Origin of the sequence: Rhizobium sp. BG4, assembly GCF_016864575.1 — a bacterium.
Classification (GTDB): Bacteria; Pseudomonadota; Alphaproteobacteria; order Rhizobiales; family Rhizobiaceae; genus Rhizobium.
The window spans coordinates 1,924,096-1,940,385 of the sequence record NZ_CP044125.1 but is presented as its reverse complement, the minus strand read 5'-3'; the positions used below and the strand labels follow the sequence as shown (position 1 = coordinate 1,940,385).

General features: G+C 61.5%; 13 protein-coding genes. 7 read left to right on the top strand and 6 right to left on the bottom strand.

What is annotated here, in order from left to right; translation table 11 throughout:
* The first annotated feature begins 108 nt into the window (after positions 1-108).
* A complete protein-coding gene (locus F2982_RS09930; protein ID WP_203429949.1) occupies positions 109-1,023 on the top strand; it encodes a polyprenyl synthetase family protein in 915 nt (304 codons plus the stop codon).
* 125 nt (positions 1,024-1,148) lie between these two features.
* On the top strand, positions 1,149-1,787 hold the full coding sequence (locus tag F2982_RS09925; protein WP_112718223.1) for a LysE family translocator: 639 nt from the start codon (positions 1,149-1,151) through the stop codon (positions 1,785-1,787).
* A 3-nt stretch (positions 1,788-1,790) separates the two neighbouring features.
* On the opposite strand, the gene ispG is transcribed toward F2982_RS09925, so the two are convergent.
* The 3 genes from ispG to F2982_RS09910 all read right to left on the bottom strand — a co-directional run bounded on the left by ispG (position 1,791) and on the right by F2982_RS09910 (position 5,161).
* Positions 1,791-3,041: a flavodoxin-dependent (E)-4-hydroxy-3-methylbut-2-enyl-diphosphate synthase gene (gene ispG / locus F2982_RS09920; RefSeq protein WP_130283090.1), complete on the bottom strand. Its 1,251-nt coding sequence runs from the start codon at positions 3,039-3,041 to the stop codon at positions 1,791-1,793.
* A 97-nt stretch (positions 3,042-3,138) separates the two neighbouring features.
* Complete coding sequence (locus tag F2982_RS09915; RefSeq protein ID WP_112718219.1) at positions 3,139-4,332, bottom strand: MFS transporter; 1,194 nt, start codon at positions 4,330-4,332, stop codon at positions 3,139-3,141.
* Positions 4,325-5,161 carry a DeoR/GlpR family DNA-binding transcription regulator gene (locus tag F2982_RS09910; protein ID WP_246777533.1) on the bottom strand — a complete coding sequence of 279 codons (837 nt, stop codon included), beginning with the start codon at positions 5,159-5,161 and terminating at the stop codon, positions 4,325-4,327. Before F2982_RS09910 ends, F2982_RS09915 begins: the two co-directional genes overlap by 8 nt.
* Positions 5,162-5,403: 242 nt before the next feature.
* Here F2982_RS09910 and F2982_RS09905 point away from each other — a divergent pair, with 242 nt between their 5' ends.
* From F2982_RS09905 to F2982_RS09895, 3 genes are all read left to right on the top strand, one after another.
* A complete protein-coding gene (locus tag F2982_RS09905) occupies positions 5,404-6,174 on the top strand; it encodes an amino acid ABC transporter substrate-binding protein (protein ID WP_112718217.1) in 771 nt (256 codons plus the stop codon).
* 211 nt (positions 6,175-6,385) lie between these two features.
* Positions 6,386-7,066 carry an amino acid ABC transporter permease gene (locus F2982_RS09900; protein ID WP_199627960.1) on the top strand — a complete coding sequence of 227 codons (681 nt, stop codon included), beginning with the start codon at positions 6,386-6,388 and terminating at the stop codon, positions 7,064-7,066.
* Positions 7,063-7,824, top strand: coding sequence for an amino acid ABC transporter ATP-binding protein (locus F2982_RS09895; RefSeq protein WP_203429947.1), 762 nt, complete (start codon positions 7,063-7,065; stop codon positions 7,822-7,824). The genes F2982_RS09900 and F2982_RS09895 overlap by 4 nt, the downstream gene beginning before the upstream one ends.
* A 54-nt stretch (positions 7,825-7,878) precedes the next feature.
* On the opposite strand, the gene pyc is transcribed toward F2982_RS09895, so the two are convergent.
* Entirely contained in the window at positions 7,879-11,343 is a 3,465-nt protein-coding gene (pyc, locus tag F2982_RS09890) for a pyruvate carboxylase (RefSeq protein ID WP_203429946.1), read from the bottom strand.
* 117 nt (positions 11,344-11,460) lie between these two features.
* Positions 11,461-12,201, bottom strand: a complete 741-nt coding sequence (locus tag F2982_RS09885; RefSeq protein WP_112718209.1) for a LuxR family transcriptional regulator — start codon at positions 12,199-12,201, stop codon at positions 11,461-11,463.
* A gap of 316 nt (positions 12,202-12,517) precedes the next feature.
* Between F2982_RS09885 and F2982_RS09880 the strand changes: the two genes are divergently transcribed.
* Together F2982_RS09880 and F2982_RS09875 are read left to right on the top strand one after the other, a co-directional pair.
* Positions 12,518-14,281: a glucan ABC transporter ATP-binding protein/ permease gene (locus F2982_RS09880; RefSeq protein WP_130283081.1), complete on the top strand. Its 1,764-nt coding sequence runs from the start codon at positions 12,518-12,520 to the stop codon at positions 14,279-14,281.
* Between the two features lie 298 nt (positions 14,282-14,579).
* Entirely contained in the window at positions 14,580-14,933 is a 354-nt protein-coding gene (locus F2982_RS09875) for a VOC family protein (protein WP_203429945.1), read from the top strand.
* Between the two features lie 50 nt (positions 14,934-14,983).
* Here the strand turns inward: F2982_RS09875 and opgC are convergent, their stop codons facing one another.
* Positions 14,984-16,192, bottom strand: coding sequence for an OpgC domain-containing protein (opgC, locus tag F2982_RS09870; protein ID WP_203429944.1), 1,209 nt, complete (start codon positions 16,190-16,192; stop codon positions 14,984-14,986).
* Between the last annotated feature and the right edge of the window lie 98 nt (positions 16,193-16,290).

Here is a 16,290-nt window from a genome sequence, read left to right as displayed (position 1 = left end):
GTTCTCCTTACCGTTTGCGCAGGGCCAAGGCCAGAGCACAAAGGAATCTTGGGCGCGTCATCTACAATTCCGTTGCGCCTCGGGCTTTGCTCATGCCAAACAGCGGCCATGAGCCAGAGCCCCGCTGCATTTGACGAACGGTTGAAAATCAACGCCCGAGAGATCGAAGCGTTGCTCGAGGCGCTGCTTGCGAAGCCGGTTCTGGCCGACGAGATCGCCAGGCCCGAAAGCCTGCGCTCGGCCATGCATTACGCCGTGCTCAATGGCGGCAAGCGCCTGCGTCCATTCCTGGTCGTCGAGAGCGCATTGCTTCTCGGCGGCGACCGCCAGGCAGCACTGCGCGTCGGCGCCGCATTGGAATGCGTACATTGCTATTCGCTCGTCCATGACGACCTGCCTGCCATGGACGACGACGATCTGCGCCGCGGCAAGCCCACCGTCCATATCGCCTTTGACGAGGCAACGGCGATCCTTGCCGGCGACAGCCTGCTGACCTACGCCTTCGACATCATCGCAGCCCCCGAAACCGCCCTGCCGGACGCGCGAAAGACCGCGCTGATCCTGGCGCTCGCCCGCGGCGCGGGCCTGGGCGGCATGGCCGGCGGCCAGGCGCTGGATCTCGCGGCCGAAAAGGCAGGACCCGATGCCTCCGGCATCGTTACATTGCAGGCTATGAAAACCGGCGCGCTCATTCGCTTCGCCTGCGAGGCAGGCGCCATCGTTGCCGGCGCGAGCGAGGAAGACCGCAAGCGTCTGCGGGCTTTCGGCGAGAAGATCGGCCTGGCGTTCCAGCTTGCCGACGACCTGCTCGACATCACCTCCGATGCCGAGACCATGGGCAAGGCGACAGGCAAGGACGCCGGCCGCGGCAAGGGCACGCTGGTCGCCCTCAACGGCATCGAATGGGCCGAAACGGAACTGCGCCGCCACGTCGAAGACGCGACGGCGCTGCTCGAGCCCTACGGCAACACCGCAGCAACGCTGTCCGCCACCGCGCGCTTCGTTGCAAACCGCAAGAGCTGACGGAGAGCGCCGGAAAGGTCCGGCGCCAGCGGCCGATGAGGCTCTCGCCGAAAACAATATCGAGACGGCGTGACAGCAGACGAAAACTCTGACAGGTTCAGGCTTTCCCGCCAAAGAGCAGCCCCATGCACGATACGCTATCCTATCTCCCGTCCATCATGCCCGCCTATATCGCTTATGTGATCGCGGTCATCAGCCCTGGCCCCGCCATTCTGGCGATCGTCGCGACGTCGATGACGCAGGGCCGTAAGGCGGGCATGACGATCGGTGTCGGGATTTTCGGTGGCTCGTTCACGTGGGCCTGCGCTGCAGCGCTTGGCCTTGCAACGTTGCTGCATACTTACGCGATCGCCCTTGAGATTCTGAAGGTCTTCGGCGGGCTCTATCTGCTCTATCTTGCCTACAAGGCGTTCAAGGCGATGCGTGCAGGCAACGAGCTTGCGCAGGCGAAGGATGTCCAGCCGCTTTCGACGCGCGCCCTGCTGCTGAAGGGTTACGGCATCCACGTCACCAATCCGAAGGCGATCTTTGCCTGGCTCGCCATCATCGCGCTCGGCATGCCGCAGGGCGCACCGGGCTCGGTGGCCGTGCTCATCGTCGCCATCTGCCTGACGACGGGCTTTGCGATCTTCATGGGATATGCGGTGCTGTTTTCGACGCCGCACGCGCTCCGGATCTACAACAGCCTTCGCCGCTGGATAGAAGGCGCAATGTCCGCCTTCTATTGCTTCGCGGGTCTGAAGCTGCTGACCAGCCGCATCTAGCGGCTATTCGGCGGCCGTCTTTTGGCCGAAACGCTTCTCGATATAGTCCGTCACCAGCGCCTCGAAATCAGCAGCGATATTCGGACCGCGCAGCGTCAGCGCCTTCTGACCGTCGATAAAGACGGGGGCGGCCGGCGTTTCACCGGTGCCTGGAAGCGAGATGCCGATATCGGCATGCTTGCTCTCGCCCGGACCATTGACGATACAGCCCATGACGGCGACGTTCAGCGCCTCGACTCCCGGATATTTCTCACGCCAGACCGGCATGTTCTTGCGGATATCGTTCTGGATATTCTGCGCCAGTTCCTGGAACACCGTCGACGTCGTGCGGCCGCAGCCGGGGCAGGCGGCAACGACGGGAATGAACTGCCGGAAGCCCATGACCTGCAGGAGCTCCTGTGCCACCTGCACTTCGCGCGTCCGGTCGCCATTCGGTTCCGGTGTCAGCGACACACGGATCGTATCGCCGATACCGTGCTGCAGCACATAGCCCATGGCCGCCGACGAGGCGACGATGCCCTTCGAGCCCATGCCGGCCTCGGTGAGGCCGAGATGCAGCGCATGATCGGAACGCTCCGACAACATGGAATAGACGGCGATCAGATCCTGAACCTGGCTGACCTTGGCGGACAGGATGATGCGATTGCGCGGCAGGCCGATTTCTTCGGCAAGATTGGCGGAGATCAGCGCTGATTGAACGATCGCCTCGCGGGTGACCTGACGGGCAGAAAGCGGCGAACCCGCCTCGGCATTCTGGTCCATCAGCGCCGTCAACAGATCCTGATCGAGCGAACCCCAGTTGACGCCGATGCGGACCGGCTTGTCGTAGCGGATCGCCATCTCGATGATCTCGGCGAACTGCTTGTCCTTCTTGTCCTTGAAGCCGACATTGCCCGGATTGATGCGGTATTTCGCCAGCGCCTCGGCACAGGCTGGGTGATCGGCAAGCAGCTTGTGACCGATATAGTGGAAGTCGCCGATCAGCGGCACGTCCATGCCGAGACGCAGCAGGCGCTCGCGGATCTTCGGAACGGCGGCAGCGCTTTCGTCGCGATCGACGGTGATGCGCACCATTTCCGAACCAGCCTTGAAGAGCGCGGCAACCTGGGCGACCGTCGCATCGATATCGGCCGTATCGGTATTGGTCATCGACTGGACGACGACGGGCGCGCCGCCCCCGACAATGACGCCACCGACATCGACGGCAACGGAGGCGCGGCGCGGTTTCGGATCAAAATCCGTAGCTGAAGACATGGATAGAGCTCTTGAACCCTTTGGAAATCGTGCCTTTCAGGTGGATCATGCCCGCTGCCTTGTCAACCGCCCCGCGCTTCACTTTTGCTTGGCGGCCTCAGTGGCCGCCGCCCGAAGCACCGTCGGCATAACGTGCCAGCTTCGAAAAGATCAGCACGACGACGAGCAGCACCGGCAGCGCGAGGAACACCGTGGAGAAGCCGACATGCTCGGCAACGAAGCCGATCGCCGAGGGTGCCACCAGCATGCCCGAATAGCCCATCGTGGTGACGACAGAGATGCCGATCCCCGGCTTAAGCCCGGGCACGTTGCCGGCCGCCGAGAAGGCGATCGGCACCATGTTCGAGATGCCGATGCCGCAGAAAGCGAAGCCGACAATGGCAAGCTCGGCGCTCGGCGCAAAACCGGCAATCAGCATGCCCGTGATCGCAAACAGCGTGCAGACCCGCAGCGTCTTCACACCGCCGAAGCGGTCGCGCACCATATCGCCGGCAAAGCGCATGGCGGCCATGGTCAGCGAGAAGGCGGCAAAGCCGAAGCCGGAGAGCGCAACGGAAGCGCCCATTTCCTGGCGCAGATAGAGCGCGCCCCAATCGAGAACGGCACCTTCCGGAACCATCGAGAACAATGCCATCAGGCCGAGCAGCCAGGGCAGCGGCACCATCGGCAGCCGGGTTTTTTCCTTCTTCTCATCCGGATGCGGCGGATCGGAAAGCACCATCGGCCAGGCAATCGCCAGGAAGGCAACCGCAAGAGCAGTCGCAAGACCCGCATGACCGAGCACGCCGATCTTGGAGATCAAGAGACCGCCAAGCCCCGAGCCGATCAGGCCGCCGAGGCTCCAGAACGCGTGGCAGGACGACATGATCGCCCGGCGCATCGACTTCTCGACAGCAACCGCATTGGCATTCATAGCGACGTCCATGGCGCCGACGAAACCGCCGAACAGGAAGAGCGCGATACCGCCGGTGATGACATTCGGCGCCACGGTCAAGGCGAGCAGGATCGGCAGCAGGCAGACGGCCATGGCCAATGTCACGACGCGCGAACCATGCTTGGCGATCTTCGCCCCGGCGATCGGCATCATCGTCAGCGATCCCAGACCGAAGACCAGGATCATCAGTCCGAGCTCGAACTTGGTGATCGCAAGCCGCTCTGCAAATTCCGGAATCTTCGGCGCCCAGCAGCCGACCAGGAAGCCATTCATGAGAAACAGCAGCGAAACCGCGATCCGGCTTTTCGGAAAGAAGCCGCGCTGCGCCTGAGCAGCCGCATGTAGTTGATTATCCATTATCCCGTCTCATCCCATTACCGCCTGCATGCCAGCAGGCCGTTCCATATTCAGTTCGCCGCCGCCTGCACGGTCCGGCACCCCGCTCGCGATAGGCGGCAAGCAGGGTCTCGTCGGCATCATGCTCCACGACAAGGCATTCGCAGTGGGCAACCGGCAGCACGCTATGCGGCGCAGCCGTGCCGAATTTCTCCGATGTCGCCGCCACCAGCACCCGGCGGCTTTTCGAGGCGGCAAACCGCTTGAACTCGGCATCCTCGAACCCGAAGGTTGTGACACCCGCTTCCAGATCGACGCCGCAGGCGCCGAGCACGCAGAGATCGGGTGACAACTGCTCCATGTCGCGCAGCGCCTTGGCGCCAAGCGCCCCGCCGACCTGGCGGTCGATCTGGCCGCCGATCAGGATGACGTTGACGCCCGCCTTGTCGAGCAGAGCCGCGGCAATCGCCGGGGCATTGGTCGCAGCCGTCAGCGCCATGTCCTGCGAAAGCGCATTGGCGATCGCCAGATTGGTGCTGCCGGCATCGAAGAACACCGTCGATCCCGCCTTGATCTGCGAAACCGCGGCCTGCGCTAGCGATTGCTTGCGCTCGAAGGCGACGCTCATTCGCTGCTTCAGGCTGCCGCCCGCCGGCGAAACCGGCAAAGCGCCGCCATAGACGCGCTCGCAAAGCCCGGCCGCGGCCATCTCGCGCAAATCCCGGCGGATTGTATCTTCGGACACCCCGAATTCGCTCGCAAGTTCAGCCGCCAGCACGCGTCCATGCGTCTCCAGCTTGACGGAAATCATTCCCTGCCGCTCGCGCAGCAACATTTCGTTCACGTTCATCCTTGCTCCAGACAATAATCGGCACAAACAGATAGAAACGTGCATAAACATATAATCGCAGGCGTGCAATAGCGGGTGCGGCACACGTTTATTGACGCTCTGAAACAAGCCGCGCCAAAAACGCGGCAAATGAGAAAAATATTCGCAGTTGCCGATTTTCTTTGCAGTTTTCTACGCTTCGCCACGCCCTATTTTCTGCGATCTATGCAGCATTGAATTTCCTCCCCTTACGGAACAGAAAAATGAAAATCCTGAAGACCATTGCCGCCGCAGCCCTGATCTCCGCAGCAGCCTTCGCAGCTCACGCTGGCGAAAACCTCGCCGCCATCAAGTCGGCTGGCGTCCTGAAGATCGGCACGGAAGGCACCTACGCGCCCTTCACCTACCATGACGACAGCAACAAGCTCGTCGGCTTCGACGTCGAAATCGGCGAAGCCGTCGCCGCCAAGCTCGGCGTCAAGGCCGAGTTCGTCGAAGGCAAGTGGGATGGCCTGATCGCCGGTCTCGATGCCAACCGTTACGACACCGTCATCAATCAGGTCGGCATCACCGACGCCCGCAAGCAGAAGTACGACTTCTCCGAGCCCTACATCGCCTCCAAGGCCGTACTGATCGCCCGTTCGGACGACGACAGCATCAAGTCCTTCGCCGACCTCAAGGGCAAGAAGTCCGCACAGTCGCTGACCAGCAACTTCGGCAAGCTTGCTGAACAGGCCGGCGCAGAACTCGTCGGCACCGACGGTTTCGACCAGTCGATCCAGCTCGTTCTGACCAAGCGCGCTGACGCGACCGTCAACGACAGCCTCTCCTTCCTCGACTTCAAGAAGCACAAGCCCGACGCTCCGGTGAAGATCGTTGCCCAGCAGGAAAATGCCGACTACTCCGGCATCATCATCCGCAAGGGTGAGCCGGAACTGCTTGAAGCGATCAACAAGGCCCTGGTCGATATCAAGGCCGACGGCACCTACAAGAAGATCGCCGACAAGTATTTCGGTCAGGACGTTTCCAAGTAAGTCTGGCTGCTAGAAGCAGACCCTTCCCCAGCCCCTCCTCCACGAGCAGGAGGGGCTTTTTATTGGCCACTTCTCGAAACGAGCACCAAGGCCAAGGCGGATAGGGTCGATTTATGCCTGAACGGCGCTTCCTCCGAACTCCTCCCCCTTGTGGGGAGGGGTTGGGGAGGGGTATTCCACGTCAACGCATAACCCGTGAGAGGGAATACCCGTGCCGCACTGGCTCCAATTGATGGTGGAATCGCTGCCGACGCTCCTGTGGGGCGGCATCAAGTTCACCATTCCGCTGACGCTTCTTTCCTTTGTCTTCGGGCTTGCCCTCGGGTTGCTGACCGCCGTTGCCCGGCTGTTCGGCCCGGCGCCATTCAGGGCGATCGCCCGCTTCTATGTCTGGATCATTCGCGGCACGCCGCTGCTCGTCCAGCTCTTCGTCATTTTCTACGGCCTTCCGAGCATCGGCATTCTCCTCGATGCCTTCCCGGCAGCTCTGATCGGCTTCACGCTGAATATCGGCGCCTACAGCTCCGAAATCATCCGCGCCGTCATCTCATCGGTCCCGAAAGGCCAGTGGGAAGCAGCCTATTCGATCGGCATGAACTGGCGCCAGGCGATGACCCGCACCATCCTGCCGCAGGCTGCCCGCGTCGCGGTGCCGCCGCTGTCGAACACCTTCATCTCGCTGGTCAAGGATACCTCGCTCGCAGCGGCGATTACCGTGCCCGAGCTCTTCCAGGCCGCCCAGCGCATCGTCGCCACGACCTATGAACCGCTGATCCTCTATATCGAGGCGGCTCTCATCTATCTCGTCCTGAGTTCGGTGCTTTCGGCACTGCAAGTCAGGCTCGAACGCCGCTTCGCCCGCTATGGCGGCACGCTGGAGGCAAATTCGTGATCGAGCTCTCCAACATCGAAAAGCGCTTCGGCGACGCCGTCATCCTCAAGGATATCAGCATCAGCATTCCCGAAGGTAGCGTCACCGCGCTCGTCGGCCCTTCCGGCGGCGGCAAGAGCACCCTGCTGCGCTGCATCAACCTGCTTGAGATCCCGACTGCGGGCGCAATCCGTATCGGCGACGAGAAGCTCGACTTCGCGCCGGGCAAGAAGACCGGCTGGCAGGCCATCCAGCGCATCCGCCGCCAGACTGGCATGGTCTTCCAGAACTTCCAGCTCTTCCCGCATCAGACCGCGATCGAAAACGTCATGGAAGGCCTCGTCACGGTTCTGCGCTGGCCGAAGGAAAAGTCCCGCGAACGCGCCATGGAGCTGCTCACCAAGGTCGGCATGGCGCATAAGGCCGACGCCTGGCCGGCAACGCTCTCGGGCGGCCAGCAGCAGCGCGTCGCAATCGCACGCGCCCTCGCCCCTTCGCCTCGCGTCCTGCTCTGCGACGAGCCGACCTCGGCGCTCGATCCGGAACTGTCTGCCGAAGTCGTCGACGTTCTCGGCAAGCTCGCCAGCGAAGGCACGACGATGGTGATGGCGACGCATGACCTGCGCCTTGCCTCGAAGATCGCCAACAACGTCGTCTTCCTGGAAGCCGGAAGCGTGGTCGAGACCGGCAGCGCCAGATCGATCTTCACCGCACCAGAACGCGAGCGCACCAAGCGCTTCATCTCGACGATCAACGCCGCCCATACCTACGATATCTAGGCGGCCGCACTCTTCAAATGAAAAGGGCGGGCCTGAGGCCCGCCCCTCAAATCTTTAGGCCGAGTAGGTGACCAACAGGTCCTTGGCATCGATCTGATCGCCGGCCTTGACGAGCACTTCGGCAATCGTGCCGTCCTTCTCGGCGTGGATCGCCGTTTCCATCTTCATCGCCTCAATCGAGACGAGCACGTCGCCGGCATTGATCGCCTGGCCGGGCGAGACGAAGACGCGGGATATGACGCCCGGCATCGGCGCGCCGACATGGGCGGCGTTGCCAGGCTCCGCCTTGCGGCGGGCAGCGGCACCCGATGCGCCATGGGCGCGATCCGGCACCTTGATGCGGCGCGGCTGGCCATTGAGTTCGAAGAACACGGTGACCATGCCCTGGCTGTCGGTACCGCTCATCGCCTGATTGACGATGACCAGCGTCTTACCCTTCTCGATATCGGCAAACAGCTCTTCGCCGTCACCGAGACCGTAGAAATAGGCAGGCGTCGGCAGAACCGAGACCGGGCCATAGGTATCCGATGCAAAGGCGAAGTCGGTGAAGACCTTCGGATACATCAGGTAGGAAGCAAATTCGAAGTCGGTGACCTCACGCTCCAGCTTGGTTTCGATCGCCTTGCGCTCGGCATCGAGATCGGCGTCTTCAAGCAGCGAGCCCGGACGGACCGTATAGGGTGCATCGCCCTTCAGCGCCTTCTTCTGCAGCGCTTCCGGCCAGCCCGACGGCGGCTGACCGAGGTCGCCCTTCAGCATCGAGACAACAGATTCAGGGAAGGACACTTCCTTGTCCGGATTGATGACATCGGCGACCGTCAGGTCCTGGCTCACCATCATCAGCGCCATGTCGCCGACCACCTTGGAGGACGGCGTCACCTTGACGATATCGCCGAACATCTGGTTGGCATCGGCATAGGCCTGCGCCACCTTGTGCCAGCGGGTCTCGAGACCGAGCGAGCGGGCCTGTTCCTTGAGGTTGGTGAACTGGCCACCCGGCATTTCGTGCAGGTAGACTTCGGATGCCGGACCCTTGAGATCGCTCTCGAAGGCCGCGTACTGGTGGCGCACCGCTTCCCAATAGAAGGAAATGCGGCGGATCCATTCCGGATCGAGGCCCGGATCCCGCTCGGAACCACGCAGCGCTTCGACGATCGAGCCGAGGCAGGGCTGCGAGGTATTGCCCGAAAGCGCATCCATCGCCGCATCGACAGCATCGACACCGGCATCGACAGCGGCGAGAACAGTCGCGGCGGCGATACCCGAGGTATCATGCGTGTGGAAGTGGATCGGCAGGCTGGTCGCTTCGCGCAGCGCCTTGAACAGAACCTTGGCAGCGGCGGGCTTCAGGAGGCCCGCCATGTCCTTCAGCGCGATGATATGCGCACCGGCCTTTTCCAGCTGGACGGCGAGATCCGTGTAATACTTCAGATCGTATTTCGGGCGCGCCGAGTTCAGGATATCGCCGGTATAGCAGATCGCCGCTTCGCAAAGCTTGTTCTCTTCGGCAACCGCATCCATCGAGACGCGCATGTTCTCGACCCAGTTCAGGCAGTCGAAAACGCGGAAGAGGTCGATACCGCCGGCAGCGGCCTGGCGGACGAAGTATTTGACGACATTGTCGGGGTAGTTCTTGTAGCCGACGCCGTTGGCGCCGCGCAGCAGCATCTGCAGAAGCAGGTTCGGCGCGGCCTCGCGCACCTGCGACAGACGCTCCCAGGGATCTTCCGTCAGGAAGCGCATGGAGACGTCGAAGGTCGCGCCACCCCAGCACTCCAGCGACAAGAGGTTCGGCAGCGCCTGGGCATAGGTGCTGGCGATCCGGGCAATGTCATAAGTGCGCATGCGCGTTGCCAGCAGCGACTGGTGGCCGTCACGCATCGTCGTGTCGGTCATCAGCACGCGCTTCTCGTTGCGCATCCACTCGCCGAACTTCTTTGGGCCTAGCTTGTCCAGCAGCTGCTTGGTGCCATCCGGCACCTTGCCGCCTTCGATATAGGGAACGACCGGCTCGGCAATGTCGGCCGAGGGCTTCGGCCGGTCCTTGGCTTCCGGATGACCGTTGACGGTCACATCGGCCAAATAGGTCAGGAGCTTGGTGGCGCGGTCCTGGCGCTTGACCTGCTGGAAGAGCTCCGGCGTCGAGTCGATGAAGCGCGTCGTGTAGCTGTTATCGCGGAACTTCGGATGCGTGATGATCGCTTCCAGGAAGGTCAGGTTGGTGGCGACGCCGCGGATACGGAATTCGCGCAGCGCGCGGTCCATACGCGAGATCGCTTCCGACGGGTTCGGCGCCCAGGCCGTTACCTTGACGAGCAGCGGATCGTAATACCGCGTGATGATCGCGCCCGAATAAGACGTGCCGCCGTCAAGCCGGATACCGAAGCCCGATGCCGAGCGGTAGGCGGTGATACGGCCATAATCCGGAATGAAGTTATGCTCCGGATCCTCGGTGGTGATGCGGCACTGCAGCGCATGACCGTTGAGGCGGATATCGGCCTGCTTGGGCACGCCCGACTCAGGGGTGCCGATCGCAAAGCCATCGAGAATATGGATCTGCGCCTTGACGATATCGATGCCGGTGACAACTTCGGTGACCGTGTGCTCGACCTGGATGCGCGGATTGACTTCGATGAAGTAGAATTTGCCGGTATCGGCATCCATCAGATATTCGACAGTGCCGGCGCCGACATAGTTGGTCGCCTCGGCGATCTTCAGCGAGTAGGCGGCGAGCTCCTGGCGCTGCGCTTCGCTGAGATAAGGTGCCGGCGCGCGCTCGACGACCTTCTGGTTACGGCGCTGGATGGAGCAATCGCGCTCGAAGAGATGCACGACATTGCCATGCGTATCGCCAAGGATCTGGCTTTCGACGTGGCGGGCGCGCTCGACGAGCTTTTCGAGATAGACCTCGTCCTTGCCGAAGGCGGCCATCGCTTCGCGCTTGGCTTCGGTCACTTCGCGGGCGAGATCCTTCGGATCGCGGATCGCGCGCATACCGCGGCCACCGCCGCCCCAGGACGCCTTCAGCATCACCGGATAGCCGATCTCCTCGGCCATGCGGGCAACTTCCTTCATGTCGTCGGGAAGCGGCTCGGTTGCCGGAACAACGGGAACGCCGACGGAGATCGCCAGATTGCGCGCTGCAACCTTGTTGCCGAGCTGGCGCATCGTATCGGCCCGCGGACCGATGAAGGTGATGCCCGCCTTGTTGCAGGCATCGACGAATTCAGGGCTTTCCGACAGCAGGCCGTAGCCTGGATGAATGGCGTCAGCGCCGGATAGCTTGGCAACACGGATCACTTCATCGATCGACAGATAGCTCTCGATCGGCCCGAGATCACGCTCGAGATGCGGCCCGCGGCCGACCTGATAGCTTTCGTCCGCCTTGAAGCGGTGCAGCGCGAGTTTGTCTTCCTCTGCCCATATCGCGACCGTTTTTATCCCGAGCTCGTTGGCCGCGCGGAACACGCGGATGGCAATTTCGGAGCGGTTGGCGACAAGAATCTTGGATATGGGCAATGCACTCTCCTCAAAGCACGGGACGCGGGCAATGCTGCACCCGCGAAGAGAATTCTTAACGTGCTGTTACAGAAAGTTCAATTTCCCTTGCCGCCACGAAATAGAATTTCTCCGCCATCAGGTAATTAAGCCGTATCTAAAGGCCAAAGCGACGGCCTGCTGGCGGTTTTTGGCCTTCAGTTTGTCCTGAATTCCGTTCATGTACCAGTCGACGGTGTGGTTGGAGATGCTCAGCAACTTGCTGATCTCGATCGAGGTCATGCCGTCGGCGAGATAATGCAGGATCTCCAGTTCGCGCCGTGTCAGCGGCGTTTCCATCAGCGTCGGGCTGTCCAAAGCCTCCGCCTCGCCCCGCAATTCCAAGAGCCGCCAGAAGGCCTTGTGCGTCACGGTGCAAAACAGCGAAAGCTCCACCGGAGACAGATCGACGGGCACGCCGCCGATGCTGAGGCTGCCGAGCAGACCGCTGCGGCCGTGGACGGGAAGCACATAGCCATCGCTCAGCCCATGCTGGGCAGCGTCGTTCATCATCTGCTCCATCCGGCGCTGATGCGGGTCTCGGCGATAGGCGGCGAGCGCTTCCTGCCAGCGGAAGGGGCGGCTCGTCTGTCCGAGATAGCGAACGGTCGGATCGATCAGGAAATATTTCTTGGTTGCATAAACCTGCGTCCATTTCTCCGGCCAGTCGCCGGCGAGCACGGCGCCCCAGGGATCGACGCTGCGCTTCGGGTGACGCAGAAGAACGAAATATTCAAAGCCATAGGAATGCAGAACATTCTCAAGCTCCTCGACCACACGTTCGATCTTCTTGCATTCCTCGATAACGACAAGCAATTGAATCAACGAATGAATATTCACAAATGCCCCCTGCCCGAAAAGGGCGTGCGGTTGAGGGCCGTCGACCGGCAAAAAACGCAGCCGGCATCTCAACGGTCTTCGGTTTAATCATTTTAACCCGTATGCTTTATGGTGTGACGTATGACCTTCCAAATGCAAGCGAAAATTGTCACGACTGTTGTCCATTGAACAGTTTTCAACCGATGTCATCTCGTCGCACCCTGCTGTCACAATGTCGAAAAAAGCGGTGCGTGAACGCGGTGTTAATCGCCGGTTCAGGTAGATTTTAGTAGCGTCGCAGCATCCCGTTTTGCAGATGCACAAAAGAGGTACTGCTGTGTCGCTATTCAAGGTCTATGCAAGAGCTTTGCGCTACCTTGGCGCCTACAAGCTCCGCGTATCCCTGGTGGTCGTTGCCAACATTGTTCTGGCAGCCATCACCATCGCGGAACCGATCCTCTTCGGCCGCATTATCGATGCCATCTCCGGCAAGGGCGAAGTGAAGCCGATCCTGTTCATGTGGGCCGGTTTCGCCGTCTTCAACACCATCGCCTTCGTGCTCGTCGCCCGCGAGGCTGACAGGCTGGCGCATGGCCGGCGCGCCACGCTTCTGACCGAAGCCTTCGGCCGCATCATTTCCATGCCGCTCTCCTGGCATCATCAGCGTGGCACGTCCAACGCGCTGCATACGCTGCTGCGCGCCTGCGAGACGCTGTTCGGCCTCTGGCTCGAATTCATGCGCAACCACCTTGCGACTGCTGTCGCTATCGGCCTGCTGATCCCGACCGCCATCTCGATGGACTATCGCCTGTCGATCGTGCTGCTGGTGCTCGGCGCAGCCTACTGGGCGATCGGCCGTGTGGTCATGAGCCGCACGAAGGATGGTCAGGCTTCGGTCGAAAACCACTACCACACCGTCTTTTCGCATGTCAGCGACTCGATCAGCAACGTTTCGGTGCTGCACAGCTACAACCGTATCGAAGCTGAAACCAAGGCTCTGAAGGGCTTTACTGATCGCCTTCTGCAGGCCCAGTATCCGGTTCTCGACTGGTGGGCTATTGCCGGCGCGCTGAATCGCATGGCTTCCACGATCGCCATGATGGTCATCCTCGTCATCGGCACGCTGCTGGTGCAGGCTGGCGAAATCAAGATCGGTGACGTCATTGCCTTCATCGGCTTTGCCAACCTGCTGATCTCGCGTCTCGACCAGATGCGCCAGTTCGCCACGCAGATTTTTGAAGCCCGCTCGAAGCTCGAAGACTTCTATGTCCTCGAAGACTCCGTTCGTGACCGTGAAGAGCCTGCCGGCAATGCCGACATCAAGGACGTCAAGGGCGAAGTCGAATTCCGCGACGTCTCCTTCGGCTTCGGTAACTCGTCGCAGGGCCTGCACAACGTCAACTTCAAGGCCAAGGCCGGCCAGACGATCGCGATCGTCGGCCCGACCGGCGCCGGCAAGACGACGCTCGTCAACCTGCTGCAGCGCGTCTACGACCCCGACAGCGGCCAGATCCTCGTCGATGGCCATGACATCACCAAGGTGACCCGCAAGTCGCTGCGCCGCTTCATCGCAACCGTGTTCCAGGATGCCGGTCTGCTGAATCGTTCGATCAGTGACAACATCCGCCTCGGCCGCGAGGGCGCCAGCGAGGAAGAAATGCGCCAGGCAGCGGAAGCTGCTGCAGCTGCCGACTTCATCGAGACGCGCGAAGACCAGTACGACACGCATGTCGGCGAGCGCGGCAACCGTCTCTCGGGTGGTGAGCGTCAGCGTATCGCGATCGCCCGCGCCATCCTGAAGGACGCGCCGATCCTCGTGCTCGACGAGGCGACCAGCGCGCTCGACGTCGAAACGGAAAATCGCGTGAAGGCCGCCATCGACAACCTGCGCCAGAACCGCACCACCTTCATCATCGCCCACCGTCTGTCGACGGTCCGGGAGGCCGACAAGGTGCTGTTCCTCGACAATGGCCGGATCGTCGAGCAGGGCAGCTTCGACGAGCTCAGCCAGAGCAACGGCCGCTTCGCCGCCCTGCTCCGCGCCAGCGGCATCCTCACGGACGACGAAGTCCGCAAAGCACACGCCACCGAAGCTGCATAAGGCGACAGCCGCACCGAAATGCAAAGGCCGGAAGGATCACCTTCCGGCCTTTTCTTTTGCGCTCTGGTTTGCGTGCTCCTTAGCCTAAGGCTCACTTCCGATACCGCTGCTTCGCGGTCGCCGGATTGATCGCGCGATCTAGCACTCTGAGCAGTTCGCAAGAGCTAGCTCGATGCCTCACATAACCGGCCGGTGATCACAGGCATCACGCAGGTGATTCCAAGCACTCCCAATGCTTTAATCGCATGGTGAAAGCCGCTAGCATCGGCTCCGCGCATTTGGCGCGGAGGAAGCAGCTTTGGCCGTTCGCCGCATCATCACCAACATCGCCGCCGGTGACCTGTCGCTGGCGCAGCGCTTCTACGGCGACATCCTTGGGCTCGATCTGCTGATGGATCACGGCTGGATCGTCACCTATGGCAATGCCACTGCCATGCAGGTGCAAGTCAGCATCGCCAGCGAGGGCGGGTCCGGTACGGATGTGCCCGATCTCTCCATCGAGGTGGATGATGTCGATGCCGTGCTTGAAGACATCAGGAAGGCAGACTTCGAGATCGTCTATGGCCCCGCCGACGAGCCGTGGGGAGTCCGCCGCTTCTATGTCCGCGATCCCTTCGGCCGCCACATCAACATTCTCGCGCATAAAAAGTAGCCGGCGGAGAGAGCCCCGCCGGCCATTGGCACCACATCGATCCCTGCAGCTTATTTCCGGCCATCGCCGACCCGGATGGCGACCGGCACCGCCGTGCGCGCCATCACCGGCTTCACCTTCGCATCCAGGCGCTTGCGCTCCAGATGGTAGGCATAGGCGAACTGGGCCGAAAGACCGGCGATCACGAACATCGGGCCGATAAACTGGTCGCGATTGGTGACATAGAGCAGCACCTGACCAGCCATCGCCAGGATCGTGCCGGCAACGAAGATGTTCAGCGAGTGGCGGCCAAGGATCGTCAGCGGATGATCAGCCGGACGACGTAGCAGACGCGACAGAGCCGGGATATTGATGACCAGATAGGTCAGCGCCAGCACATGCAGCAGACGCGGCAGCGACAGGAAGGTCTTGTCGAAGCCGGTGAGAACGGCGGGCAGGCCAAGCGCCGCCAGCGCATTACCGAGATCCCAGAGATGACCGACGACCCAGGCAAAGGACAGCGCCACATAGCCCGATGCAAGCATGAACAGGACGGGATGGCGCGGCAGCCTGCCGCCACGCTTCACATGCATCATGCCGACAATGCCGATCGTGAAGATGAACTGCCACGACAGCGGGTTCAGGAACCAGTAGTCGGCGATGATCATGTTGTGCGGGGCGATCTGGTAGATGCCCGAGACGAACCATACGGTGCCCGAGACAGTAAGCGCCAGCAAGGGGTGCCAAGAGTTCAGCAGCAGGATGATCGGCACCATCAGCATCAGCGCGCCATACATCGGCAGGATGTTGTTGTAGCCGATCTGATGGCCGAGCAGCAGCAGCGCCGGAATACCTTCCTTGAGGTTGGTCAGCACCGCCAGGATATTGATCTCCACCAGCAGCCCCGGCCGATGGAACAGCCAGGCGCCGCAGATGAACAGCGCCAGCGTGATGAAGGTGGTGATCATATGGGCAAGATAGAGCGTGAAGGCGCGCTTGACGGCCTTCTTCGCCATCTCCAGCCTGCGGCCGAACTTGAAGCCCGATCCATAGGCAAGGCCGACGGCAATACCCGAGATCAGCACGAAGGCTTCGGCAGCATCGGAGAAGCCGAAGTTCTTCGTCGTCACATATTCGAAAATCTGCCCGGGGACGTGATTGATGAAGATCGTGATCAGGGCCAGCCCGCGCAATACATCCAGTCTTGTATCGCGTTGCGGCCGGGCCGCGGACGGTGACACGCGCTCAGCGCCGATCGTCTTTTCCGGCGTAGTCGCCATGAATGTCTCTCCTGGTTCCGATTTGCAAACGCAGTTGCGGCCAAAAGGTTTCCCTTTTGGCCGCAACGAATCGCCGGAGTGTGAGCTTGAAGAATGCT